Origin of the sequence: Acinetobacter sp. BIGb0102 (genome assembly GCF_003815055.1) — a bacterium.
GTDB lineage: Bacteria > Pseudomonadota > Gammaproteobacteria > Pseudomonadales > Moraxellaceae > Acinetobacter > Acinetobacter vivianii.
Map to the genome: position 1 here is coordinate 378793 of NZ_RKQE01000011.1, position 25045 is coordinate 403837.

General features: G+C 41.3%; 22 protein-coding genes and 2 pseudogenes. 10 read left to right on the forward strand and 14 right to left on the reverse strand.

From position 1 onward, the window contains the following. Window positions 1-64: 64 nt before the first annotated feature. Window positions 65-1213, forward strand: a complete 1149-nt coding sequence (locus tag EC846_RS08020) for a DUF1624 domain-containing protein (RefSeq protein ID WP_123774810.1) — start codon at window positions 65-67, stop codon at window positions 1211-1213. Window positions 1214-1312: 99 nt separating this feature from the next. On the opposite strand, the gene yghU is transcribed toward EC846_RS08020, so the two are convergent. After that, window positions 1313-2164 carry a glutathione-dependent disulfide-bond oxidoreductase gene (gene yghU / locus EC846_RS08025; protein ID WP_123774811.1) on the reverse strand — a complete coding sequence of 284 codons (852 nt, stop codon included), beginning with the start codon at window positions 2162-2164 and terminating at the stop codon, window positions 1313-1315. Window positions 2165-2277: 113 nt separating this feature from the next. After that, entirely contained in the window at window positions 2278-3195 is a 918-nt protein-coding gene (locus EC846_RS08030; protein WP_123774940.1) for a LysR family transcriptional regulator, read from the reverse strand. 110 nt (window positions 3196-3305) lie between these two features. Between EC846_RS08030 and EC846_RS08035 the strand changes: the two genes are divergently transcribed. After that, window positions 3306-3737 (forward strand): CidA/LrgA family protein, encoded by a 432-nt coding sequence (locus EC846_RS08035; protein WP_123774812.1) that lies wholly within the window; start codon window positions 3306-3308, stop codon window positions 3735-3737. A gap of 11 nt (window positions 3738-3748) precedes the next feature. Then, the gene (locus tag EC846_RS08040) at window positions 3749-4438 is read left to right on the forward strand and encodes an LrgB family protein (protein ID WP_004772938.1); all 690 of its coding nucleotides are present in this window, start codon (window positions 3749-3751) and stop codon (window positions 4436-4438) included. Window positions 4439-4853: 415 nt separating this feature from the next. Here the strand turns inward: EC846_RS08040 and xseB are convergent, their stop codons facing one another. From xseB to EC846_RS08060, 3 genes are all read right to left on the reverse strand, one after another. Next, complete coding sequence (xseB, locus tag EC846_RS08050) at window positions 4854-5051, reverse strand: exodeoxyribonuclease VII small subunit (RefSeq protein ID WP_004772936.1); 198 nt, start codon at window positions 5049-5051, stop codon at window positions 4854-4856. Further along, window positions 5026-6303 carry an exodeoxyribonuclease VII large subunit gene (xseA, locus tag EC846_RS08055; protein WP_123774813.1) on the reverse strand — a complete coding sequence of 426 codons (1278 nt, stop codon included), beginning with the start codon at window positions 6301-6303 and terminating at the stop codon, window positions 5026-5028. The genes xseB and xseA overlap by 26 nt, the downstream gene beginning before the upstream one ends. Before the next feature lie 152 nt (window positions 6304-6455). Next, window positions 6456-7814 carry an amino acid permease gene (locus EC846_RS08060; RefSeq protein WP_123774814.1) on the reverse strand — a complete coding sequence of 453 codons (1359 nt, stop codon included), beginning with the start codon at window positions 7812-7814 and terminating at the stop codon, window positions 6456-6458. A 67-nt stretch (window positions 7815-7881) separates the two neighbouring features. Between EC846_RS08060 and EC846_RS18615 the strand changes: the two are divergent. Next, window positions 7882-8040 (forward strand): annotated as a pseudogene (locus EC846_RS18615) (putative toxin); the annotation flags it as partial. After that, complete coding sequence (locus tag EC846_RS08070; protein WP_228200673.1) at window positions 8039-8245, forward strand: hypothetical protein; 207 nt, start codon at window positions 8039-8041, stop codon at window positions 8243-8245. The pseudogene EC846_RS18615 and the gene EC846_RS08070, both read left to right, overlap by 2 nt. A gap of 68 nt (window positions 8246-8313) precedes the next feature. On the opposite strand, the gene EC846_RS08075 is transcribed toward EC846_RS08070, so the two are convergent. Continuing rightward, a complete protein-coding gene (locus EC846_RS08075) occupies window positions 8314-9537 on the reverse strand; it encodes an MFS transporter (protein ID WP_123774941.1) in 1224 nt (407 codons plus the stop codon). A 150-nt stretch (window positions 9538-9687) separates the two neighbouring features. Here EC846_RS08075 and EC846_RS08080 point away from each other — a divergent pair, with 150 nt between their 5' ends. Further along, a complete protein-coding gene (locus EC846_RS08080) occupies window positions 9688-10464 on the forward strand; it encodes an AraC family transcriptional regulator (protein ID WP_004772917.1) in 777 nt (258 codons plus the stop codon). A gap of 90 nt (window positions 10465-10554) precedes the next feature. Then, window positions 10555-11706, forward strand: coding sequence for a winged helix-turn-helix domain-containing protein (locus tag EC846_RS08085; RefSeq protein ID WP_123774815.1), 1152 nt, complete (start codon window positions 10555-10557; stop codon window positions 11704-11706). Between the two features lie 205 nt (window positions 11707-11911). On the opposite strand, the gene EC846_RS08090 is transcribed toward EC846_RS08085, so the two are convergent. Both EC846_RS08090 and EC846_RS08095 read right to left on the reverse strand, forming a co-directional pair. Beyond that, window positions 11912-13162 (reverse strand): MFS transporter, encoded by a 1251-nt coding sequence (locus EC846_RS08090; RefSeq protein WP_123774816.1) that lies wholly within the window; start codon window positions 13160-13162, stop codon window positions 11912-11914. A 56-nt stretch (window positions 13163-13218) separates the two neighbouring features. Next, window positions 13219-14373, reverse strand: a complete 1155-nt coding sequence (locus EC846_RS08095) for an acyl-CoA dehydrogenase family protein (RefSeq protein ID WP_123774817.1) — start codon at window positions 14371-14373, stop codon at window positions 13219-13221. Between the two features lie 328 nt (window positions 14374-14701). On the opposite strand from EC846_RS08095, the gene EC846_RS08100 reads away from it, so the two are divergent. Together EC846_RS08100 and EC846_RS08105 are read left to right on the forward strand one after the other, a co-directional pair. Then, window positions 14702-15919: a CaiB/BaiF CoA transferase family protein gene (locus EC846_RS08100; RefSeq protein WP_123774818.1), complete on the forward strand. Its 1218-nt coding sequence runs from the start codon at window positions 14702-14704 to the stop codon at window positions 15917-15919. Window positions 15920-16080: 161 nt separating this feature from the next. Next, a complete protein-coding gene (locus EC846_RS08105; protein WP_005258332.1) occupies window positions 16081-16926 on the forward strand; it encodes an IclR family transcriptional regulator in 846 nt (281 codons plus the stop codon). On the opposite strand, the pseudogene EC846_RS08110 reads toward EC846_RS08105, so the two are convergent. From EC846_RS08110 to EC846_RS08135, 6 genes and pseudogenes are all read right to left on the reverse strand, one after another. Then, window positions 16919-18131: pseudogene (locus tag EC846_RS08110) on the reverse strand (MFS transporter). The gene EC846_RS08105 and the pseudogene EC846_RS08110 sit on opposite strands and share 8 nt — an antisense overlap. 63 nt (window positions 18132-18194) lie before the next feature. Next, window positions 18195-19037 carry an IclR family transcriptional regulator gene (locus EC846_RS08115; RefSeq protein WP_005258328.1) on the reverse strand — a complete coding sequence of 281 codons (843 nt, stop codon included), beginning with the start codon at window positions 19035-19037 and terminating at the stop codon, window positions 18195-18197. 109 nt (window positions 19038-19146) lie between these two features. Then, window positions 19147-20352, reverse strand: a complete 1206-nt coding sequence (locus tag EC846_RS08120; protein ID WP_123774820.1) for a 3-oxoadipyl-CoA thiolase — start codon at window positions 20350-20352, stop codon at window positions 19147-19149. 14 nt (window positions 20353-20366) lie between these two features. After that, entirely contained in the window at window positions 20367-21890 is a 1524-nt protein-coding gene (locus EC846_RS08125; RefSeq protein ID WP_123774821.1) for a 3-hydroxyacyl-CoA dehydrogenase, read from the reverse strand. A gap of 61 nt (window positions 21891-21951) precedes the next feature. Next, the gene (locus EC846_RS08130) at window positions 21952-22713 is read right to left on the reverse strand and encodes an SDR family oxidoreductase (protein ID WP_123774822.1); all 762 of its coding nucleotides are present in this window, start codon (window positions 22711-22713) and stop codon (window positions 21952-21954) included. Between the two features lie 29 nt (window positions 22714-22742). Further along, a complete protein-coding gene (locus EC846_RS08135; protein WP_123774823.1) occupies window positions 22743-23531 on the reverse strand; it encodes an enoyl-CoA hydratase in 789 nt (262 codons plus the stop codon). 311 nt (window positions 23532-23842) lie between these two features. Here EC846_RS08135 and EC846_RS08140 point away from each other — a divergent pair, with 311 nt between their 5' ends. Next, the gene (locus EC846_RS08140; RefSeq protein WP_123774824.1) at window positions 23843-24997 is read left to right on the forward strand and encodes an acyl-CoA dehydrogenase family protein; all 1155 of its coding nucleotides are present in this window, start codon (window positions 23843-23845) and stop codon (window positions 24995-24997) included. Window positions 24998-25045 lie beyond the last annotated feature (48 nt).

Here is a 25045-nt window from a genome sequence, read left to right on the forward strand (position 1 = left end):
AGCATTTTATTCATCTTGCATTTATTGTTATGATATAACATATCTTTATTTATTTTTTGATTTTATGTCTGCTTTATCTCAACGTTTACAAGCGATTGATGCGCTCAGAGGGTTGGTGATTCTTATCATGATGGTTGATCATGTACGGGAAACATTCTACTTACATCATCAAGTCCCAGATCCGATGGTTATTTCTGAAACAGAAGGACCACTATTTTTTAGCCGAGTATTGGCCCATCTTTGTGCACCCGTTTTTGTGGTGCTTACGGGTTTATCTGCTTATCTCTATCAAGCCAAGAACAATAGTCTAGCGATGACGCGCGAATTTTTATTGAAGCGTGGTTTATTTTTAATTGGACTCGAGCTGCTGATTGTCAATTTCGCATGGACAGGCCAGTTCCCACCTGATGTGATTTATTTACAAGTCATTTGGGCAATTGGTTTTAGTATGATTGCCTTGGCGTTATTGGTTGGCTTGCCGCAAAAATTGTTGTGGGCCATCAGTCTGCTGATCATTTTTGGTCATAATTTAATGGACAATATTTCATTTGCACAGGGTTCTGTCATGAATGGGATATGGTTGGTTTTACATGAGCGGGGCTGGATAAACTTTGGAGATGTGCTACGGGTCAGAACATCGTATCCCGTCTTGCCTTGGATTGGCGTGATTACTTTAGGTTATTGTCTTGGCCACGTTGTTTTTGGCAAACCGAAAACGACTCAGCAAAAGAATCGTATGCTTATCAATTTTGGTCTAGCAGGTATTGCTTTATTTCTCGTGTTAAGGGCGCTCAACATTTACGGTGACCAACCTTGGGAAATGATGCCAACGTGGAGTGAAACAGTGATGAGTTTCCTGAACCTGACCAAATATCCACCTTCATTATTTTTCATTTTATGGAATGTTGGTATTGGACTTATTGTTCTGGTGTTACTTCAGAAGGTTGAAACCAAAAACTGGATTAAGCCTTTAATTATATTTGGCTCTGTACCTATGTTCTTCTACATCGTGCATTTATTTGTGCTTAAAGCGTTATATGTCATTGCTGTAGGTATTTGGGGATATAATTATGGAGATTATTATGGCGTGGATCACATGGCTACAGTGTGGGGAATTGCGATAATCCTAAGCGTTCTGTTATATCCAGCGATGCTGAAATTCTCCTCCTTTAAACACCGCAATAAGCATATTCCTTTGCTTAAATATTTTTAGTTTTTTGAAAAATAGATTCCTCAATCATCTTTAGATCTATTTGGATTAAACATTTGAATATTAAAAACCTCTTAGCTGGCTAAGAGGTTTTTAATTGTTTTATTGCAACTTATCCTGTGTTTTGGTTTCAAAGTCATTGGCATCATGCCGTTCATGCAGTTGGTTAGCTAAATCGCCAAAGGTGCGATTTACCATACGCCCACGTTGTACCGCAGGACGCGCCAAAATGGCATCGGCCCAACGTTGCACATGTTTATACTGATCGACGCTTAAAAACTCATCCGCATTATAAACCCAGCCTTTTACAACACTGCCATACCACGGGAAAGCAGCAATATCGGCAATACTATACTCATTACCCGCAAGGTATTCGTGCTTTGCCAGATGTTGGTCTAATACGTCCAGTAAACGTTTAGTCTCCATCGCAAAACGGTTAATGGCATATTCAATTTTTACTGGTGCGTAAGCATAAAAATGCCCTAAACCACCACCAATATAAGGCGCGCTGCCCATTTGCCAGAATAACCAGTTCAAACATTCGGTACGTGCAGCAAGGTCAGTGGGAATGAAGGCCTTAAATTTTTCAGCTAAGTAGAGCAGGATAGAACCTGATTCAAACACTCTGAGTGGCGGGTTTTGGCTATGATCTACCAAGGCCGGAATTTTAGAATTTGGGTTAATTTCAACAAAGCCACTACCAAATTGTTGGCCTTCACCAATTTTAATTAACCACGCATCGTATTCAGCTTCTGTATGTCCCGATGCCAGTAATTCCTCAAGCAGAATCGTTACTTTTTGCCCGTTCGGGGTGGCAAGCGAATATAGCTGGAGTGGATGTTGTCCAACAGGTAATTGCTGCTCATAGCGACTCCCTGAAGTTGGCTGATTTAAATCGGTTTTGTCTCCAGTCCATTGCCAGACTTTGGGTGGGATGTAGTTTGAGTCATTCATTATTATTTGCCATGTCACGAATCGATTGATTCAGTGTAGGTCAGCCAATCCAAGATTGGGTAGTTTTTTTGTGGCAAAGCTTTAACTGATTTTGAATAAATAGCACGGCTCTGTTATTCACCAGCTTTTGAATGAATCACCTGAAAGTGTTGATCAATCACGTTAAGCCAAGCCTGCACTGCAGGAGAAACAGGCAGATTCTTTTTCCATGCCATAGCGAGATGCCACTGAATATTTGGCTTTTCGAGCGGAATGGCTGCAAATAATTCAGGATCGAGCATGTCGGTATAATATTGCGGCAATAGGGCAATCCCCATACGCTGTAGCACCATATCTGCCAGTAAATTCCATTGGCTGGTACGGCAGGCAATGCTTGGATAGAAACCATGTTGCTGGCATGCATCCAGAATAATACGATTGAGCGAGAAATTTTCAGGAAACATTAAAAAGGATTGATGCTGTAATTCTTCCAGATTTATTTTCTTGCGTGTGGCCCATGTCGCATCTCTCCGTAATAGCACCATCAACGGATAATCACACAATTCGATGCTATTAAAGATTTGCTGATCGAAAGGATGCAACAACACACCCACATCCAGTTCATTATTTAGTAAAGCCTGTTCGATCCCTTTGGACCCGACTTCAAGAAAAGAAAGTTCGATCTCTGGCCATTGTTGATGATAATCAAATAGGGCAGTGGTCAGCAGTTGAGAGCCTAAAGGTGGAACCCCAAGCTTTAAAGTGCCTGTTTTTAATTGCTGGTAGTTTTCAATTTCCAGAAAAATATTTTGTTCTGCCTGCAAAAGTTCGAGTGCATGTTGATAGATGCGCTGGCCGATTTCCGTCAGTTCAACCTGTCTCTTGCGGCCATGTTCAGGTTTTACCAACAACTGCACCTGTAGTTGTTGCTCAAGCTGCTGCAAGATTTTACTGATGGTGGGTTGCGTCAGATAGAGCTGTTCTGCGGTACGGGTAAAGCTTTGGGTTTTGACCAAAGTGACAAAGCATTGCAGTGATTTGAATGAAAGCATGATGAATAAAATATTATTCCATTTTGGCATAATTTTAACATGAATAATTCATATTATGCCAATAGCACTGGGATAACATAATGATGTAGTTCACCATCTTATTTGTTGTCATGAGCACTGATTCCGTTTCTGAAACGTCTTCCCCAAACAGCTTCTTCACATTGGTCAAACAGATTTTAATTCTGGCGGCTTTTTGGGGTATTGGGTATGTTTTGCATCAGCAATTAGGTGTCCCGATCTCCGCAGGGATTTTAGGCATGTTGTTATTGCTGATCTGCCTATTTCTAAAGATTATTAAAATGGATCAGGTGGCGATGGGGGCTTCGGTTGTTCTCGGCGAATTATTGCTGTTTTTTGTGCCTGTGGTTGTTGCTGTGGTTCAGTACAAAACCCTGTTTATGACCGAAGGCTGGCAGATTGTACTGAGTATTTCACTGGGGACAATCTTGGTAATGTTGAGCACCTGCTTAACCATTCATTATTACAATCGTCTCAAAAGCTATTTGCAAACACGTAAACCTTTCCAGCATAAGCATATCTAAAGGCATTTCACATGAATATCTGGTCAATCCTGTGTCTGATCTGGACTTTGGTCGCCTATGTGGTTGCAAAACGCCTCTATCAGAAACATCCTAAATTATGGCTTTCACCTGCGATTAGCGTGCCAGTGCTCACGATTATATTAATGACGATTTTTGGTATTTCTTATCAGACCTACGCCCAAGATACCCAATGGATCGTCAATTTACTTGGGCCTGCAACGGTTGCATTTGCTGTGCCTATTTATCGTTATCGCGCTACCATCCGTAAAAATATCGGTGTTTTATCCATCGCGATTGTTGTTGGCATGAGCGTTGGGGTGATGTCGGCTTATGAGATGGCACAACTCTTTCATTTCAGTCCAGAAGTCACCAACAGTTTGATGGCTCGTTCTATTTCAACGCCTTTTGCGATGATTCTAGCCGAAGATATTCATGGTTCAGCCGCATTGGTATCGCTATTTACCGTGATTACGGGCTTGGTCGGAATGATCTGCGGAGATGCCATCTTAGCATTCACCAAAATCCGTTCTGCTGTGGCAAATGGTGCTGCATTCGGTAATGCTGCTCATGGCTTTGGTACTGCGAGAGCCCAACAACGGAATAATGAAGAAGGCGTGATTGCCAGCTTAACCATGGTGATTGCAGGTATTTTGATGGTGCTAGTTGGGCCATTTGCCATTCATTTGTGGTTATTACTCTAACCACCTCGTTGACTGGGTTTAGATAGAACGATGGATAACAGAAATTATGAGAACTGATTCATAAGTTCGTCATAACCACATGAAATAATCTTTTTTATGAACTACATTTCTTCAATGATATATAGAAAAGTTTTATGACTGATGAGCTGTTTATTAATTTTGAGAAGTCAAAGATCATAGAAAACAATGAGCATGGTTTATTGGAAGGGTATCACTTCTATTTGTTCATGGATGATCGGATTGATGAATATATCAGTCGATTGAATTACATCAAAAAAAATATTCCTGAATCCGAGTATTTATCTTATGGCGCTATAAATATAGACCAATTGATCATGAAGTTAGCAGTATTATATAAATGCAGAAGAATGAGCTGACCTTTCAGGTCAAGCTATGAAACATAGTCAGACGATGGCTAGTCATCCTTAAATGTCTCGTTTAAGGCTTGTTGTACTGCATCGACTCTGGATTTACAGGCTTTGTAAGCCGTCATTGACTCTTCGACGATTTTCATCAAATTATCAATGTCAGGTTGTTCCTGTGCTTCGAGCAGTTCGGCATTCTTTTTTAATAAAGCATAACCATCTTTAAAGCTTAATTCTTTCTTCGTCATGATCAATCACCTCGGTAAGCTTGGCATGGATATAGCCATCTTGCATTTCAATAGATAGGGATGAACTCGCTTGATGGATTGAGCGAATCGCTTTATTTTCACTGCGCACAATGCCATAACCCTTAGCCAGTACATTTCTCGGGTTTTGCAACAAAGTTTCCCGCATTAATGTTTCGATTTGAGTTGAAGCGGTTTTCAGTTGTTGCTTGGAAAAATATTGCAGCGTTGATCTGGCAACTTGAAGCTGCAAATAGCTGGTACTGATTTGATTTTCAGACTGCGATTTGATGCGACTGATCAATTGATCATTCTGGCTTTGATAAGCGCTAATCTGATGTTGGGACAGCAATTTGATGGTTTGAAAATGTTCCATGACTTCTACAGAACGCTCTGAAATCAGATTGCGAATACCTGCAATCACCTTACTTGGCGTATCGAAGGAGCGATGGGCAATTTCATCTAAAATGGTTCGATCTTTTTCATGTCCAATCCCAACCCAAATCGGCACTTTGCGTTTACACAGCAGGGCAGCAAGATCATAGTCATTTAAATACGCCAAATCGTTGACTGCACCGCCACCTCGAATGATTACGATCAGGTCAGGTGGAAAATTGTAGTCTGCTGCCCATTGACGTAGTCCAGAACCTAAAGCCTCCATGATGCTATTCGCAGCGGTATTTCCCTGAAAAGTCGCGTTGTGATAGACAAAATCACAGACACCTGCTTGATGTAATGCATCGGCATCTTTCTTAAAATCCCCTAATCCAGCCGCATTTTCGGGCGCAATCACCAACACATGCTCAATATCAAACGGCGTAGGGAGAGCTTTATTGAGTGGAAGCAGACCCTCACTGCTGAGTCGTGCAAGAATCTGCTGATAACGTTTGGCAATATCACCGAGGGTAAAACTCGAGTCGATATCTTCAATATTGACAGAGAAGCCATATTGAGGATCGAAGCGGGCCTTAATTTTAATCAGTACATTCAAATCTCTGGACAGTTCAATGCCACTTTCACGCTCGAATTTCAGCACAATCTTTGCAGCCGTGAACTTCCAGATGGTGGCTTTACAGCTCGCAATGACTTTGTCTGTGTCTTGTTCTTTTTCGGCCAGTTCAAGGTAGTAATGCCCACCTTTGATACTGAGATTCCGAATCTCGGCTTTTACCCAAACAGGTTCGTCAAAGGTCAGGCGAATAATTTCCTGTACCGTTGCTAGATAATCGCTCAGAGAGAATTGCGGTTCAGACATTGGATCAGACGATGAATAGGATAGGGCTATAGTAGCAAATGGATTAACCTGATAACAAATAGGGCCTATCTTGTTTTTATTTATTTTTGTTGAGTAATAACGCATCCACAGTTTTTATAGAGTGCTGTAGATGCGTTTTGTAGGTTAGATATTTAGAGTGATTTATTCCATCTCAAGAATTTAAATAATCCAAACATAAACATGATCCAGACTGGAATTAAAATCACCGATTCCTTAAAGCCTTGCGTCCACATGATGTATAAGATCATCACGATAAATGCCAAAACTAGATAATTACTAAATGGTGAAAATAAGGCCGGGAATTTGACTGTTGTACCTTGTTGTTGAACGGCACGTTTAAATTTTAAATGGGTAAAGCTAATAATCGCCCAGTTTAAAACCAAAGCGGCAACGGCCATATACATCAAATGACTTAAGGCTTGTTCTGGCACAAAATAATTCAGTAATACACAGCCAAAAATTAAAATCGAAGAAAAGATCACCGCAGGCATTGGGACGCCTTGCTTGCTGACTTTGGCAAAAATCTTAGGGGCATTGCCTTGTACTGCCAAGCCGTACAACATACGGCTATTGGCATACATGCCGCTGTTATACACAGACAGTGCTGCAGTCAAAATAATAAAATTGAGTAAATGTGCAGCCCAATCAATCCCAAGTTGGCTAAAAATCATCACAAATGGGCTTTTATCCAGACCGCCTAAATCCAGTTGATTCCATGGAATCAGTGACATGATGATCGCCAGCGACGCTACATAAAAAATCAAGATTCGGAAAATCACCTGATTAATGGCTTGAGGAATACTTTTTTCTGGATTTTCAGCTTCAGCAGCCGTCATCCCGATCAATTCAATGCCACCAAAAGCAAACATTAAAAAGGCCAGCATATAAAACAGACCAGAGAAACCATGTGGAAAAAATCCGCCGTGTTGCCATAAGTTGGTAAAACTTGCAGTCGAATCAGCACCAGCAGTCAGCAATAGATACAAACCGAACAGGATCATAGAAATGACAGCAACAACCTTAATAATGGCTAACCAGAACTCTGATTCACCATAAAACTTCACATTGCCTAGGTTTAAGCAGGTCACAACAATAAAGAAAAATAAAGTCGAGATCCACGCAGGTATATGTGGCCACCAATAATGAATATATTTGGCAATGGCTGTCAGCTCAGTCATTGCCACTAGAATATAGACGACCCAATAATTCCAGCCCGATAAAAAGCCAGCAAATCTTCCCCAATATTTTTGTGAAAAATAACTAAAAGAACCTGCTACTGGTTCTTCAACAATCATTTCACCCATTTGACGCATGATGAGAAATGCGATGAGACCAACGATGGCATAGCCCAAAATAATCGAAGGGCCAGCAGACTGGATCACTTGAGCAGAACCTAGAAATAGTCCAGTACCCACTGCACCGCCCATAGCGATCAGGTGGATATGACGATTTTTAAGCCCACGTTTTAATTCGGGAGAGGAAGTACTCAAAATAAGATGCGCTGAACAAAAAAGAAGTGATTGTAATGGATTGCGAGGAGATCGACTAGGTTGAAAGCAAGATACTGTTGCGAGTAAGTTAGGGATATAACGCAACACTGATTAACGAATGGTTAGTGTCAAGACAAAATAAGATGGACAGAGCAATATTATTCCAGATGCTTTTGGGAATGGCGGTACATTAGTTGAGTTTAAGAATGTAAAGTATCTTTCTGATTAAGCCTGATCCAAAGTATAGAACATTATTATGGGGGCGCTACCAGTTTGAAGCAGATGGTCAATATTCGCTACAGATCATTCCACAACAACCTTTTCAAATTGATGGTTTTGCTTCTGCCAATTGCATTATCATTGTGCCATTTGCAGAGCTAACGATTCAGTCAGGTGAATCAGTGTATTTTATTAAAAAAGATCAAGTCTGAACAACTTTAACGTTTTTCAACCCAGACAACAGTCGAGAGTGGCTGTTGTCTTATAGGGAATATAAAAATTACTTTTTAGTGTTTGGCAATAACGCAGTCATAAAACCTAACAAAGGTAAGAACGAGCAGAGTTTGTAAACCCAGACAATGCCATGTGTATCCGCCAAATGGCCTAAACCTGCTGCACCAATTCCACCAATGCCGAACATCAGTCCAAACATTAAGCCCGCAACCATGCCAACCCGACCGGGTACAGCTTCTTGTGCGTACACCACAAGTGCAGAGAAGGCAGAAGACATCACTAAACCAATAATAATGACCAGAATGGCGGTTCCTGTTAAACCAACATAAGGCAGCATCAGAGCAAATGGCGCGATACCTAAAAAGGACACCCAAACCACGGCTTTACGTCCGATACTATCACCGACTGGGCCACCTGCAAAAGTGCCCAGTGCCACAGCGCCTAAAAACATAAATAAGTAGAGCTGTGATGTCTGGATTGAAACGTTAAAGCGTTCGATCAAATAGAAAGTAAAATAATTGGTAATGGCAGCGATATAGATAAATTTGGCGAACAGTAAAATACAGATGACGGCCATGGCCTGAATCACCTGTTTACGCGTCAAGGTTGAAATGGCACGTTGACTAGCGAGACGATGTGCAGGGGCTTGTTTGACCAGCCATTTGGTCACGCGTAATAAAACGAAAATAGCCAAAGCAGCAACTAGAACAAATAAGCCAATTGCACCTTGTCCGTTAGGAATAATGACCGCAGCAGCAACTAAGGGGCCCAGTGCTGAACCGGTATTTCCGCCAACCTGAAACATGGATTGAGCAGTACCAAAACGTCCACCTGATGCAGTACGGGCAATACGTGACGCTTCAGGATGAAAAGTGGATGAACCTATACCAATGAGTGCAGCTGCAAAAAGTAAGCTGTGATAACTTCCTGCAATCGCCATTAACCCAATGCCGATCAGCGTGGCGAACATACCCGCAGGCAATAAATATGGTTTTGGGTGTTTGTCGGTATAGAGTCCAATCCACGGTTGTAATAATGACGCGGTAATTTGATACACCAGCGCAATCCAGCCAATCTGGGCAAAGCTTAGAGAAAACTCTGCCTTGAGCATGGGATAGCTTGCAGTGACGACCGCCTGAATAGAGTCATTTAATAGATGGGCAAAGGCGACTGCACCGACCACACGCAACACAAATTTTTGTGGTTGATCATTTGGTGGAAATTGCTCTTGTGGAAAGGTGGTCTCAAGAGTCCCTGTATGATTTGCCATACGTGCTCCAACAGGTTGTATCAGCTTAAATTGAGATAATGAAGAAGGTTTGTTTTTCAGCATTTTTATCCTAAACTGAACTGAAAGCGGCCCACAATCATATTTGGGACAGATAGTATCGATTTCAGGCCATATTGAGAGACGAAGCTAATGCGTAATATTCAGGTCAATGATTATCAGGATGTGGCTCGCAATGTCATGGCAACGGGCAATGATTACGAGGATGGGCAAATTCTCGCAAGTCATCGTCATGCCAGAGGGCAATGTTTGTATGCGATAACTGGGGTATTGACGGTAACCACCATTACAGGCAGTTGGGTGGTGCCACCGAAACGTGCGTTATGGATTCCAGCAGGGATTGATCATGAAGTGCATATGGGCGGTATTACCAAAACCCGTAGTGCCTATATTCTTCCGGAAGTCGCGCGCAAAGCAGGTTTACCCATTTATTGTGCTGTAATTAATGTGTCGCCGTTATTGCATGAGTTGCTCTCGACAGCAGTCGATTTGCCTGCCGAATATGAATTGGGTGGACGCGATGATTATTTGATGCAACTGATCATTGCCGAAATCGCGTTGATGCCTGAATTGCCATTGAATGCGCCTTTACCACAAGAGCCACGTTTGGCCGCATTATGTTTGCAATTATTAAAAGCACCGACTTTAGACCATGATCTGGATCAGATTGCAGAACAGGTGGGAATGAGCCGTCGCAATTTCACCCGAATTTTTCGGCTACAGACCGGCATGAGTTTTAGTCATTGGCGGCAACAGGCCTGTCTACTGAATGCATTGACCAGAATGGAATTAGGACAGCCGATTACCCGTGTGGCGATGGAGCTTGGTTATAGTAGCAGTAGCGCCTTTACTGCGGCCTTTAAACGTTCTTTAGGTGTGGCTCCGCGCTTTTATTTACAAGGAAAATAATTCGGTGAATGTGATAATGTGAGATGAAATTAATTCACTCATTTCACGACCATTTGTATGGTTTGAGAACATAAGATCAACGATAAATTTATGCTGTCATTATTAAAAGGTTTGGCCTTGTCCCATCAAGGTCTGGAAAAAAATAACACATTTGGTGAAGGACGATCTGGAACACTGAACGCGATTGAGCATCTCGGTTATGTGCAAATAGATACTATTTCAGTGGTTGAGCGTGCGCATCATCATGTTTTGTGGAGTCGGGTGCCTGATTATCAGTTGAGTCATTTAAATCAGTTAGTGAAAGATCAGCTTATTTTCGAGCATTGGGCACACGCAGCCTCTTATCTGCCGATGCGGGATTATCGTTATGCCATGCCCTTGATGAATGCGATACGAAATGGTGAAAGTCGCTATTTCAAAAGTGATCCGCGTTTGATGAATGAGATTCTGGCTCAGGTTAAAGCAGAAGGTAAAATTCAACTGCGAAATATGCAGAAGGAGAAGCGGGAAGGCCCAGCAGGTTGGTGGAATGCGGGTCCAAGTCGTAAGGCGCTTGAGCAGTTATTTATGCAAGGTGACTTGATGATCTGTGAGCGTAATGGGATGGAGAAAGTCTTTGACCTGACGGAACGCTGTTTGCCACCAGGGATTGATCTGAGTACACCGACGTTGCATGAATATGCGCATTATTTATTGAACATGAACATACGCGCACACGGTGTATTTACCTGGAAGCAGTTATTGCATTTAAAAGGAAAAGCGTTACGTGAGGTGATGCGTACTGTATTGGATGAACATATCGATGCAGGTTTAGTAAAGGTTCTAAAACTGGAAAATGGACAAACGATTTATGCAGCCAGTGCGGTATTAGAACATGAACCCATTATTCAACCGCAACTCAAAATATTGTCTCCTTTCGATAATCTGGTGATTCATCGAGAGCGCTTGAGTAGCTTATTTGACTTTGATTACCGGATTGAATGTTATGTGCCAGCTGCGAAAAGACAATATGGTTATTTTTGTTTACCGTTGTTATATGCAGATCGGTTTGTTGGTCGCATTGATTGTAAAGTGCATCGTCGTGAAAAGCGATTAGAGGTGATTCGTTTGCATTTGGAAGATGATAATATGCAGGATCGAGAGACTTTTATTAAAGCTTTAGAAATCGAATTACAACGTTTTGCTGTGTTTAATCAGTGTGCAAGTGTTGATTTAGGGAAGATTAGATATTTAATAAGCTAAGCTGTTAAATAATTTGGGGATTTCATTTTTAAACCTAGCCCTCGAGAGGACTAGGTTTACCTAAAAAGCTGAATCGAAGAATGAGAAACACTCTAACGTTATTGGGTAGGAGGAGTATTCTCCTGCATGAATACATTTAATATTTAAGCGTATTCAAGTCATCATGCATTTTCATGCCACCCCATGATGTTCTGGAATATCTTATTTAAGAATTTTGTGGGTCATATTGTTTTTCCTTAATAAATAGTGCTGGAATCACACCACAAATCAGGTAAGCAGCACCCATCACCACAAAACCTAAACCGATAGAACCGCCAGAAGCTAAGAAACCAATGGTTGCAGGTGCAAGTGCTGCGCCTAAACGGCCAACATTATAAGCTCCGCCAATAGCTGTACCGCGAATGGCTGTCGCAAAGCTTTCGGTCATATAGGTCGCGTTTACGCCATAAGGGATACCATAGAGGAAACCGAACGTCACCAGTAAATATAGAATGTTGCTTGGAGAGTTATAAAAAACAATCAAGGGTAAGAAAATAGCAGTACCAATCGCGCCAAAAGCATAGGTAAAACGACGACCTAATTTATCCGCCATCATGCCTGCCAGAACTTTGCCGAGAATCATTGCGATATAGGTGCCCACCATATAAGCGGTCATTTCCTTGAACTTCATACCCAGTTCACTTTCCAGATATGAAGGCATCCAGTTATTCACGCCGTAATAACCAAATTGTAGGAAACCTGCGGTTAATGCCCATAAGATAAACATATTACGATTGCGTTTATCTTGAAAAATCAGTTTAAAAGCAGAGGTTTTTTCGGTATTGGCTGTTGCATCGTATTGTTTTAATCGAGACTGTTGCCATGCTTCTGGTTCTGGAACAAACATATGCATCAATACAGCAATAATCACTGGGACAATTGCCACGTAAAACAGCATACGCCAACCATGATCTGGAATAATCCAGCCTGCTAGCAGGGTCGCCACAATATATCCGACGGTCCAACCTGCCTGTAAGGTTCCAAGTACAGTTGTGCGATAATGTGTTGGTACATATTCCGCCATGAGGGTATTACAGGCGATATAGAGTGAACCAAGGCCAAGAGAGGCAAAAAATCTTAGGATTCCGAATTGCAGAAAACTTTGGGTAAAACCTAAGCCGCAAGTTAATAGCGAAAAGGTGAGAATAGAAATAACAACGATGCGGACACGTCCAAACTTGTCACATGCCCAACCACCAAAAATCCCGCCGATGGCCATACCAGCCAAAGTAAAACTACCGAGCATACCTGCCTGAACTGAGCTTAAGCCAAAATCTGCCTTAATACTGTTTAAGCTGTAAGACAGCAGCATAAGATCCGCACCATCGACCAGCAAAGCCAAAAAGGCAAAAATAAAAGCAATTTTCCAGGTATGTGCTTGTATTGGTGAGCGAGGTGTACTGTAGAGTGTAGCCATAATCCATTACCTACATTTGATTTAAAGCACCTTAAGTCGTTTAAAGTGCTTGGGAGTCATGAAGAAGCTGCTCGAATCATGTTTCGGGCAATAATTATTTGTTGAACTTGCGTGGTTCCTTCATATAAACGGAACAAGCGGACATCTCGATAAAAACGTTCAATCGCATATTCACTGATATAGCCTGCGCCGCCGTGAATCTGTACGCAGCGATCTGCAACTCGGCCACACATTTCAGTGGCAAACATTTTGGCGCAAGATGCTTCTGTACTGACGTTTTGTCCGATGTCACGTAATCGCGCAGCGTCAAGCACCATACATTTGGCCGCATAAATTTCAGCTTTAGAGTCAGCGAGCATGGCTTGAATCAGTTGAAATTCGGCAATCGGCTGACCAAATTGTTTACGCTCCATGGCGTAACTCAATGCATCATCCAGCATTCGTGTGGCTGCCCCGATACTAAGTGCCGCAATATGGAGTCGGCCTTTGTCTAGAACTTTCATGGCAGTTTTAAAACCAACACCTTCGATTCCACCAATTAATGCCGAAACTGGAACGCGACAGTTTTCAAAAATCACATCACAGGTATGGGCACCTTTTTGCCCCATCTTTTTATCGCGCTTACCAAGAAAAATCCCCGAAGTTTGACTATCGACAATAAATGCAGAAATGCCGCCAGCACCTTTAATATCAGGATTGGTTCGCGCCATCACTGTAAAGACGCCAGCATGGGGTGCATTGGTAATAAAGCGCTTGGTACCATTTAAGACATAGAAATCGCCATCTTTAACTGCCGTGGTTTTTAAGGCTGCTGCATCTGAACCAGCGTCTGGTTCGGTTAAGCAAAAAGAGCTAATCACTTCACCACGTGCTAAACGAGGCAGGAAAAAAGATTTTTGTGCTTCAGTACCATCAATAATTAGACCGCTAGAGCCAATCCCATTGTTGGTGCCGATCAGAGAACGAAAGGCTGGGGAAGTGCGACCAAGCTCGAAAGCAATATAGACTTCTTCTTCCATCGTCAGCCCAAGACCATCGTACTGTTCTGGAATGGTTAATCCAAACAGGCCAAGCGATTTCATTTGCTCAATAATATCTTTTGGAATTTCATCTGTTTCAGCGACTTCATTCTCACGAGGAATTAAAACACCTTCAACAAATTGTCGAATCATATCGACCAGTTGGTTCAGTGTTTCCTGATCTCGAATCATAGTCATATCCTTTGTACAAGCAGCTAAAAACAAAAATACGATGTTCGTAAAATCATCAATATTGATGCGATAGTAATCAAAGGAATCACATAAAACAATATATTTTGAAAATAAATTTCGCAATGCGATATTTTGTTTGTTGTTAGTAGTTTCTAATCTGTTGATTTAATTAATCTATATTTATTGAATAAAAATCATATTTTTTGATGGGAAATTAAGGTTTGATTTTTTAAAATCTTGTTTGTATATTAAAAATATATATCGCTATGCGAAACTTATGTGAAGTAAGTTTTCCTATAGAAATTAAGCACAGGTGAGTGGGATAAACATGGGCGCTTTAAATGGAATTCGTGTACTTGATTTGAGTCGGGTACTGGCTGGACCGTGGTGTGGGCAGATACTTGCTGATCTGGGCGCAGAAGTGATTAAGGTGGAACGACCAAAGGTCGGAGATGACACCCGATCTTGGGGGCCACCGTGGATGAAGGATGATACTGGATATGACACGCGAGAAGCAGCTTACTATCAGTCGACAAATCGTAATAAGCTCTCGGTTGCAATTGATATTGCCACTCCTGAAGGACAGGAACTGATCAAAGCTTTAATTCAGGATACGGATGTTGTCATTGAAAATTATAAGGCTGGTTCGCTGAAAAAATATGGGCTGGATTATGCTGCATTGTCAGCAATCAATCCTGGTCTAGTTTATTGTTCAATTACGGGTTTTGGACAAGATGGTCCACGTGCAGAAGAGCCTGGCTATGATTTTATTATTCAGGGAATGGGTGGGCTGATGTCCATCACAGGTGAAAAGGATGATTTAGCAGGAGGTGGTCCACAAAAAGTAGGTGTGGCATTTTCTGATCTGGCGACAGGACTTTATTCGACCATTGCTATTCAGGCGGCTTTACTTAACCGCCATGCAACAGGTTTAGGTCAGTACATTGATATGGCGCTGCTTGATGTGCAAATTGCCACTATGGCCAATCAGGGAATGAACTATCTGTCCTCTGGGAAAGTCCCTGTGCGTTATGGTAATGCACACGCCAATATTGTTCCTTATCAGGTATTTAAAGCTGCTGATCGGGAGTTTATTATTGCGTGTGGCAATGACACTCAGTTTATTCAACTCTGTCGAAGTATTGGTTTACCTCATTTACCGAATGATTCTCGATTTAGTCGCAACGCAGACCGTATTCAGCATCGAGATGAAATTATTGGGATTTTATCAGCGCATTTTTTAACAAAGACTGCCGATGAGTGGGTTGCAGCAATTTATGCGGCCAAAGTTCCTGTTGGCGTGATCAATAATCTGAAGCAGGCTTTTCAAGAGCCACAAGTGATTGCAAGAAAAATGCTGGTTGATATGCCGCATCCGCAACGTGAAAAGCTCACCGTGATTGGATCGCCGATCAAACTTTCAAGAACACCAGTTGAGTATAGGACTGCGCCACCTTTATTGGGTGAGCATACTGATACGATTTTAACCCGGGTTCTTTCTCAGGAAAAACTGGATGAATTAAAGCTGAAAGGGATTATTGGATAACGAATATAGCAAAGTCAAAATGCATCTGTATTTTGACTTTGCTTTTTAATTGTACTTAACTTTGTTGTTTAGATATTCATGGATGAGCTTTAACTGTTTATTATAGAAAAAATAGATTATAATTTTCGCAGTGCGAAACAAATATTTAGATTGGTAAAATCATGAATGATGCCGTAGATGCAGAACAAACAGAAAAATTATTAGCGCCTTTAAGGCATGAGTTGTTACATCCAATTGAAGACATGCAAGATGAAAATGACCGCCAATTTATTACGGCTTTAGCTCGTGGTTTAGAGCTGCTACGCTGCTTCACTCCAAAACATCAGCATCTGGGCAATCAGGAATTGGCACAAATGACAGGTTTGCCGAAGCCAACGATTACTCGTCTCACGCATACTTTGTCTCGTTTGGGATATATCAAGCAAGTCCCGAATTCGAGCAAATTCCAGCTCTCTGTGGGTGTCTTGGCTTTTGGTTATTCCATGCTGTCCAATGTATCGATTCGTTCTATTGCGCATCCTTATATGAAGAATTTGGCTGACTATGCAGGTGCTGCGGTTGCAATGGCAACACGTGATCGTCTGAATATGATTTATCTGGATGTGGTACAGGGCAAAGGCAATATGACCATGCGCCGTCAGGTCGGTACTTATTTACCCATTCATTTGAGTTCGATGGGGCGTGCTTGCCTAGCTGCAATGCCTGAAGATGAACGAGAATTTTTACTTGATGCGATTCGCAGCAAGCATAAAGAAGACTGGATCAAGATTAACCGTGATTTAGATAAAGCCTTTAAAGACTATCAGGATTTTGGCTATTGTTTTTCAGTGGGTGAATGGCATAAAGATGTCAACTCGGTTGCTGTTCCATTAATTCATGAACAGCATGGTTTACTGGTATTTAACTGTGGCGGTCCAAGTTTTATTATGAACCGTGAGAAGCTTGAAGAAGATATCGCACCACGTCTTTTACATATGGTGAATAATATTCGTACCGAAATTAGTTAAGCGCGTTCTTCATTTTAAAAAAGCCAGCATCATATTTATGCTGGTTTTTTTGCATCACACAAACAATAATAAAGACATAGCACGGCAAAAATTAAGCCTAAAATACAGACACCTATCCATCCGAAGTGTTTCCAAGCATAGCTTCCCGCTGTTGTGCCTAATGCGCCGCCAGCAAAGTAACCTGTCATATAAATCGCGTTAAACCGTGAGCGTAATTCTTGATTAAGTTTAAATACAATACTTTGATTAGTAACATGAACAGCAGAAAGCGAGGCGTAGAGAATGAGTAAAGCAATAATATAAAAGGCGAAATGATAGGGTAACAGTGAAAAAAGTATCCAACTTAAAATTAGCCCAATGCCGCAATAAATCGAAATCTTATGAATATAGCCTTGATCAATAAATTTGCCTGAGAAATTAGCAACGAAAGTCCCTAACACGCCAACAAAACCAAAAAGACCAATGGTAAAGTCACTAAAAAAGTAGGGCGCTGGAGCCAGTAGTAACGACATGGTGGTAAAGGTTAAACTCACACAAGCAAATGTAAAACCACCAATATAGGTTCTGTTTCTTAAACGCCGATTTTGAATAAAAATCTGTGGTAAAGAGCGAATAGTTTTCGCATAGTTTTCAGATTTGGTTGGTGGAAATAACCCGATATTACGATGCAAAATAAAGGCAATAACAAGTAATAGAAAACCACTGACCAAATAAATAATATTCCAAGTGAAAAGTGTAGACATCAGCCCTGAAAGGGAACGGGCGAGTAAAACACCCATCATCAGTCCGCTCAGTAAAAAGCCAACCACACGGCCGCTTTGTTGAATCGGAACCAGACTTGCAGCAAGGGGCAATAACAGTTGGGCTGAACTGGAAAATAGACCAGTAATGACGGTGCCAAGTAGTAAAAGATAAATATTGTGCGAAAAACCGCTAATAAGTAATCCACTTGAAGCCAATAACATAAAGATAAATAGTAGCTTGCGCTTTTCTATGATGTCCCCTAATGGCATTAAGAAGAGTAAGCCACATGCGTAGGTGATTTGGGCTAGAGTGGGCACCCACGCTGTAGTCGTTTCAGTTAAATTTAGGCTTACACTAATTGAGTGAATGAGTGGCTGACTAAAATAATTTCCGCCTGTACAAATGCCTGCGGCAATCGCCATTAAAATAATGGTTGGGGTATAGAGTGCGTTTTTCGTCATGCCTTAGTCATAATGAAAGAGGAACTTTAATCAACACAACCATGATTGTTTTAAGCACGATTGTTAGTGCGTTTCATTCAAGGCATCTTGAATATTGTGCACCATGTGGATTAAACGTGGTCCAATTTCACCTTCAAGTTTTTCCGGATTTAAATGAAAACTTGGCGCACCACAGTTAAAAACATAAAGACCATGTTTGGAGCTGACTAAAGGTACAGCCACCGAGTTCACTTCTTTATGCCACTCGCCTAAAGACAAACAATATCCATAATCTTGGTAATCACGGAAAGCTCGTTCTAAAGAGCGTTTTATGGCTGGCCAGTTTTCGGGGTTCTTTTGTTTCAGTGCATCGAGTAGAAAGTTGCGCTCACGTTCAGGAGTTGCAGCTAAACAAGCTCGACCCATTGAACTACTATGGAGTGGTAAGGTTGACCCAATTGGACGGCGCATATTTAATGCAGTTTCAATTTGTACAACATCGATATACACCATATTTAATCGGTCACGCGTTGCCATCGCCACAGGAGCCTGAACATACTGACTCAATTCTTCCATATATTGATGAGCAATATTACGAATTGAGATATTAGATAATGCTGCATATCCTAAAGATAAAACACCAATGTCTAATGTGTATTTAGTTGAGTTAGGCAATTGTTTTAAATAGCCTAATGACACAAGGGTATTGGTAATACGTGCAATGGTCGGTTTAGGTAAACCCGTCATTTTTGCTAATTCTTGGTTACCAAGCACCTGATTATTTGCAGAAAAGCATCTTAAAAGTTCTAAACCGCGTGCTAAAGAAGCAATAAATTGCGGGTTGTTTTCCCGATGTATATGCGAAATAGGATCTAAACGTATCTCATCAAAATTTATTGGTTTTTCAGTTTCCATGTTTTGAGACATTCGATCCTCAAATATAATTAAAGCAATAGTTTTGCCATTATATTTCGCTCTGCAAAATAAATCCATTCATCACTGCGCTGTTGTGATGAATGGATATCGGGTTCAACGTTTATGCAACGTTTTCAATCACCATTGCAAGACCTTGACCTACACCAATACAAAGGCTCACCACAGCATATTTCTTTTTACGGCGAATTAATTCGCGAGCTACTGTTAAGCTAAGACGAGCGCCAGATGCACCCAATGGATGTCCGATTGCAATTGCGCCGCCGTTTGGATTTACGCGTGGGTCATTAAAATCGACATTCAAGCCTTTTAAACACGATAAAACCTGTGAAGCAAAGGCTTCATTAATTTCAATAATATCCATGTCGTCTAAAGTAAGACCAGCACGCGCAACTGCTTTCTTAATGGCTTCAATAGGGCCTGCACCCATAATACGTGGTTCAATACCAGCTGCCGCTGCTGACAAGATTTTTGCCATTGGTTTTAGGCCATATTTTTGACCTGCCGCTTCTGAACCAATCAAGAGTGCTGCTGCACCATCATTAATACCTGAGGCATTACCAGCTGTAACCACGCCACCTTCAAATAGCGGTTTTAACTTTGTGAGTGCTTCAACAGTTGAGCTTGGACGAGGGTGTTCATCTTCAGAAACGAGTTTAGGCGGTAATTTTTTGCCTTGGAAAACCTCAATTGGGGTAATTTCATTGGCAAAGAAACCGTCTTCTTTAGCTTTTTGATATTTAGCTTGTGATTGAGCGGCAAATAAATCTGCTTGCTCACGGCTAATACCAAAGTCGGCTGCAACATTATCACCTGTTTCAGGCATTGAATGACCGCCGTACTGAGCAATAATTTTTTTATTTGGAAAACGAGATCCAATGGTGGTGTCATAAATTTTTGCATCACGACTATAAGCACTTTCAGCTTTACCCATTACAAAAGGGGCGCGAGACATACTTTCTACACCACCTGCAATATACAGTTCGCCTTCACCACAAGTAATCGCACGTGCTGAGTCAATTACGGCCCCTAAACCACTAGCACATAGGCGGTTTACTGTTTGGCCCGGCACAGTGACTGGTAATCCCGCAAGTAACAGCGCGTTGCGAGCCACATTACGACTGTCTTCACCGGCTTGGTTGGTGTCGCCTAAAATCACATCTTCAATATCAGCGCCCGGTACACCAGTTTTTTCAAGCAACTTTTGAATGACAATTGCGGCTAAATCATCAGGGCGAATTGAGGCAAGTTCACCTGCATGACGGCCAAATGGACTGCGTAAACCATCATAGATATATGCATTTAACATTGAGAAATTCCTTTTCAAGACTCGTGAGTAAAAGTAAGAGGTAAATGAAGTGCGACACGACGCTGTAACCATGGGCTAGGGCGGTAACGTGGGTCATGCGTAAGCGCTGTTATACGATCAAGAATGAGTAAGATTTTTTTGCTGCCGACTTGATCGCCCCATTCAATTGGACCAAACGGATAACCTAAACCAAGTCGCACTGCGGCATTAATGTCATCTACCGTGGCAACATTTTGCTGTGCAATATCACAGCCTAAATTAATGACCATTGCCAAAACGCGCTGCGCAACAAAGCCAATACTTTCATTAATCATACTCACCAGATTTCCATCTAGATTGAAAATAGAGTGAGCTGCCTGACGATATTCAGGTTTGGTAATGAGTGAAGGCATTAAGGTACGATGCTTTGCAGTGCCATAAAGCATGTCTATAGCAACAGCTTGTTTTGGATTAACTCCAAGGCGAGTAGCCGCTTGAGTTGTATCTTCACCATAACAAGCGAGTAAACATAAACTATCTGTTTGTGGTTCAGGATGAGTGTCTAAGGCAATATTTTGCTGAGTTAAATAATCTTCAAGCTGTTTTTTATCTTCAGGGAAATCCGCCGTTACCCAAACTTTTGGATATTGCGCTAAACGCTCTACAAACTTCGCAGGTTGTTCACCTGTTTTTGAACCGGTTTCATAGTTATAAAAACCTTGATTAACCTTACGTCCAAGTTGTTTGGCATCTAGCATCTGTTTGGTTAATGGGTTTGGCTTGTAGCGCGCTTCTTCATAGTACTGGTGATAAATCGACTCCATGACGGGATGAGAAACGTCAAGGCCAGTTAAGTCGAGTAATTCAAATGGACCCATTCTAAAACCAACGCCGTCACGTAAAATTCGGTCAATTTCACTAATGTCACAGACGTTCTCATTTAAAATTTTGAGCGCTTCGGTTCCATAAGCTCGACCCGCATGATTAATAATAAATCCAGGGGTGTCCTTCGCTACAACAGGGCGATGACCAAATGCGCGAGACAGATCGTTTAAGGCTTCAACAATAAGTGGATCAGTTTTTAAACCACGAATCACCTCGACCACTTTCATGAGCGGAACTGGGTTAAAGAAATGATAACCCACCACACGTTCAGGTTTTTTGCAGTTTGCCGCAATCGCTGTAATCGAAAGAGAAGAGGTGTTCGAGGCTAAAATGGCATTTTCTGAAACGACGTCTTCAAGCTGCTGCATTAAGCTTTGTTTGATGTCTAGACGCTCAACAATTGCTTCTACAATCAGGTCGCAATTTTTTAAATCTTCAATTTGATGAGCAACAACTAAATGGCTATTTGCCAGAGCTGCTTGCTCAGGTGTAATTTTATTTTTGTCGACTAAATTTTGAAATGTGGCAGCCAGTTTTTCTTTGGCCTGTTCGGCTGCGCCTGCTTTGGCATCATATAAATAAGTAGTATGACCTGACTGCGCAGCAATTTGAGCAATGCCACTGCCCATAATACCGACACCAATCACAGCCATGCTTTTAATATCATAAGTCATGTCGATCATCCTGATGATTAATCTATATTTGAAATTAAACGGAAAAATAGGGTTTGGTGATTTAGCTTAAGCATTGTTTATCACCATCAATCGGTAAGATTTGGCCTGAAATAGAGCGTCCGCTATCTGAAGCTATAAATAGGCATAAATCTGCAATATGCTTTGGATTGACAAAATATTTGAGCGACTGATTTTTCAGTGCATTTTGAGTCACTTCTTCAAGTGAGGTATGGGCTACATCGGCACGGGCCTGTAATACACGTTGAACTCGATCACCATCTACCGCACCTGGAAGAATAGCGTTAACTCGAATATTGTCTGCACCGAGTTCCATAGAAAGCGTTTTGGTAAAACCAATCAGCCCCCATTTTGAAGTGGAATAGGCCAATCGGTATGGATAGCCTAAGCGGCCGGCAATAGATGACATATTAATAATCACGCCTGCTAGTGCTTTTTTTAAATAGGGAATGGCTAACTGGGTAATCAAAAAAGTACTATTCAGGTTTAAATTAATCACCGTGTTCCAATCTTCAAAACTTAACTCATCTGCGGCAACAGTCGGGCCTGAAATGCCTGTGTTATTGACTAAAATATCAATACCGCCAAGTTTCTGAACTGCTTCATTAAACATGAGTTTAATTTGCTCATGATCAGCCAAATCACATGTATATATGTGCAGCTTAGGATAATCTTGTTGAAATTGTTCTAGGCTTTTAGCACTAATATCACAAACGAAAACTTCATCATGATTGCTTAAAAATGCCTCGGCAATGCATCGTCCAATCCCTGAACCACCTGCACTAATTAATACTTTTCTACACATTTTCATTCCTTTGTTATTATCGTTTTAAATTATTTACCTTGATAAGACGGTTTACGTTTTTCAATAAAAGCTTGAACACCTTCATTTTTATCTTCGGTAGAAAACAGCAACTGGAATGCTTTCCGTTCTAGGGTTAAGCCTGCATTTAATGGAACGTCTTCGCTCATCAGCGCAACTTCTTTAATTTGTTGCAGGGCAATAGGAGGCATTTTGGCTAGGCTTTGCGCCATTTGAATCGCAGTTGGAATCGTCTGATCATCTTCTGTGACTTGTGAAACAAGACCGATGATATAAGCTTCTTCGGCTCTCACCATGGCACCCGTCATAATCATGCGCATGGCATGAAATTTACCAACTGCCCGGAACAAACGTTGTGTACCACCAGCACCTGGCATTAACCCGACTTTAATTTCCGGTTGACCAAAGATTGCGCCTTTACCTGCAATAATAATGTCAGCATGCATTGCAAGTTCACAGCCACCTCCTAATGCATAACCATTTACAGCAGCAATCACAGGTTTAGGGCACTGAGCAATCGCGTTCCAGTAATGTTCGGTATGACGTAATAACATTTCTGTGGACGTTGCGGTTGCCATTTCTTTTAGATCTGCACCTGCTGCAAAGACTTCTTCACCACCTGTGAGCACAATCGCATTGATCTCATCATTAAAAGTTAATTCGGTAAAAGCTTGTGCTAATTGTTTGCGAAGCTCTGTATTCAGTGCATTTTTTGCTTCAGATCGGTTAATTTTTACAATCGCTATTTTTTGAATAGAAAAGTCGACTTCTACGAAATTATTCCCTGTTAATACACTCATTTTTGAATTCCTTGTTTCGCATATCAAAATTATATTCCTTTTATGATGCTTATTTTGGAATTTATTTCAAGTCTTATTTAGTCCATTAGAGCAATTATGATTTATTAAATAAGATAAGTACTTGATATTACGTATTGGTATTTTTTTAAATTTCGTTTAACGAAATTAATTTTCAAAAAAGCTTGAAATTTGTGTTTTTGTTCTCGTACTATGAAACACATCCGCTGTAAACAAGATTTAAAACATGGTATCCAGACAAGCTGGAGATAGCTGATGGGTACGATGGAAATACATAAAAAGGGAGATCACAGATGATCCGTGATGAAGGGATGTTGGAACAGTTACTTTCAACAATTCGAGATTTTGTAAAAAATGAATTGATCCCTCGTGAAAACGAAGTGGTAGAGAAAGATAAAATTCCAGATGACATTGTGCAGCAAATGCGTGAGCTTGGTTTGTTCGGCCTCACAATTCCCGAAGAATATGGTGGCCTAGGCATCACCATGGAAGAAGAAGTTAGAGTTGCATTTGAACTTGGACAAACTTCACCAGCTTTTCGCTCTTTAATTGGCACTAATAATGGTATTGGTTCTAGTGCGATTTTGATTGATGGCACAGAAGAGCAAAAGCAAAAATATTTACCACGTTACGCAAGTGGTGAAATTATTGGTTCATTTTGTTTAACCGAGCCTGAATCTGGTTCTGATGCGGCCTCTTTAAAAACTAGTGCCATAAAAGATGGCGATTTTTATGTGTTAAACGGCACTAAGCGTTTTATTACCAATGCACCTCATGCTGCAACTTTTACCGTAATGGCTCGAACCAATCCTGAAATTAAAGGGTCTGGTGGCATTTCAGCTTTTTTAGTTGAGGCCAATACACCAGGCATCACGTTGGGCAAAATTGACCAAAAAATGGGGCAAAAGGGTTCGCACACATGTGATGTGATTTTTGAAAATTGCCGTGTGCCTGCTTCTGCACTGATTGGTGGGGTAGAAGGTGTCGGTTTTAAAACGGCCATGAAAGTGCTTGATAAAGGGCGCTTGCACATTGGTGCCTATAGCGTGGGTGTTGCTGAGCGCATGTTAAACGATGCATTGCACTATGCAATTGAGCGTAAACAATTTGGTCAACCCATTGCGAACTTCCAGTTGATTCAAGCCATGCTTGCTGACTCAAAAGCCGAAATTTATGCGGCCAAATGTATGGTCCTAGATGCAGCCCGTCGCCGTGATAATGGCGAAAACATTAGTACAGAAGCATCTTGCGCAAAAATGTTTGCAACTGAAATGTGCGGACGTGTTGCTGACCGCTGTGTACAGATTCACGGTGGCGCAGGCTATATCAGTGAATATGCCATTGAGCGTTTTTATCGCGATGTACGTTTGTTCCGCTTATATGAAGGAACCACGCAAGTTCAACAAATTATTATTGCCAAGAACATGATTAGGGAAGCGACTACCTAATAAAAAATAAATGCCATGAGGCATTGGATGCCTCATGTTCCTTCAGAG

Coding starts and splice junctions, on each gene's coding strand:
- EC846_RS08135 (WP_123774823.1), bottom strand. CDS start 23,531: ATGAGTGTATTAACAGGGAATAATTTCGTAGAAGTCGACTTTTCTATT.
- EC846_RS08125 (WP_123774821.1), bottom strand. CDS start 21,890: ATGACTTATGATATTAAAAGCATGGCTGTGATTGGTGTCGGTATTATG.
- EC846_RS08040 (WP_004772938.1), top strand. CDS start 3,749: ATGAATATCTGGTCAATCCTGTGTCTGATCTGGACTTTGGTCGCCTAT.
- EC846_RS08140 (WP_123774824.1), top strand. CDS start 23,843: ATGATCCGTGATGAAGGGATGTTGGAACAGTTACTTTCAACAATTCGA.
- EC846_RS08105 (WP_005258332.1), top strand. CDS start 16,081: ATGAATGATGCCGTAGATGCAGAACAAACAGAAAAATTATTAGCGCCT.
- EC846_RS08120 (WP_123774820.1), bottom strand. CDS start 20,352: ATGTTAAATGCATATATCTATGATGGTTTACGCAGTCCATTTGGCCGT.
- EC846_RS08075 (WP_123774941.1), bottom strand. CDS start 9,537: ATGGCAAATCATACAGGGACTCTTGAGACCACCTTTCCACAAGAGCAA.
- yghU (WP_123774811.1), bottom strand. CDS start 2,164: ATGAATGACTCAAACTACATCCCACCCAAAGTCTGGCAATGGACTGGA.
- EC846_RS08030 (WP_123774940.1), bottom strand. CDS start 3,195: ATGCTTTCATTCAAATCACTGCAATGCTTTGTCACTTTGGTCAAAACC.
- EC846_RS08115 (WP_005258328.1), bottom strand. CDS start 19,037: ATGTCTCAAAACATGGAAACTGAAAAACCAATAAATTTTGATGAGATA.
- EC846_RS08085 (WP_123774815.1), top strand. CDS start 10,555: ATGCTGTCATTATTAAAAGGTTTGGCCTTGTCCCATCAAGGTCTGGAA.
- EC846_RS08090 (WP_123774816.1), bottom strand. CDS start 13,162: ATGGCTACACTCTACAGTACACCTCGCTCACCAATACAAGCACATACC.
- EC846_RS08095 (WP_123774817.1), bottom strand. CDS start 14,373: ATGATTCGAGATCAGGAAACACTGAACCAACTGGTCGATATGATTCGA.
- EC846_RS08130 (WP_123774822.1), bottom strand. CDS start 22,713: ATGTGTAGAAAAGTATTAATTAGTGCAGGTGGTTCAGGGATTGGACGA.
- xseB (WP_004772936.1), bottom strand. CDS start 5,051: ATGACGAAGAAAGAATTAAGCTTTAAAGATGGTTATGCTTTATTAAAA.
- EC846_RS08020 (WP_123774810.1), top strand. CDS start 65: ATGTCTGCTTTATCTCAACGTTTACAAGCGATTGATGCGCTCAGAGGG.
- EC846_RS08035 (WP_123774812.1), top strand. CDS start 3,306: ATGAGCACTGATTCCGTTTCTGAAACGTCTTCCCCAAACAGCTTCTTC.
- EC846_RS08100 (WP_123774818.1), top strand. CDS start 14,702: ATGGGCGCTTTAAATGGAATTCGTGTACTTGATTTGAGTCGGGTACTG.
- xseA (WP_123774813.1), bottom strand. CDS start 6,303: ATGTCTGAACCGCAATTCTCTCTGAGCGATTATCTAGCAACGGTACAG.
- EC846_RS08080 (WP_004772917.1), top strand. CDS start 9,688: ATGCGTAATATTCAGGTCAATGATTATCAGGATGTGGCTCGCAATGTC.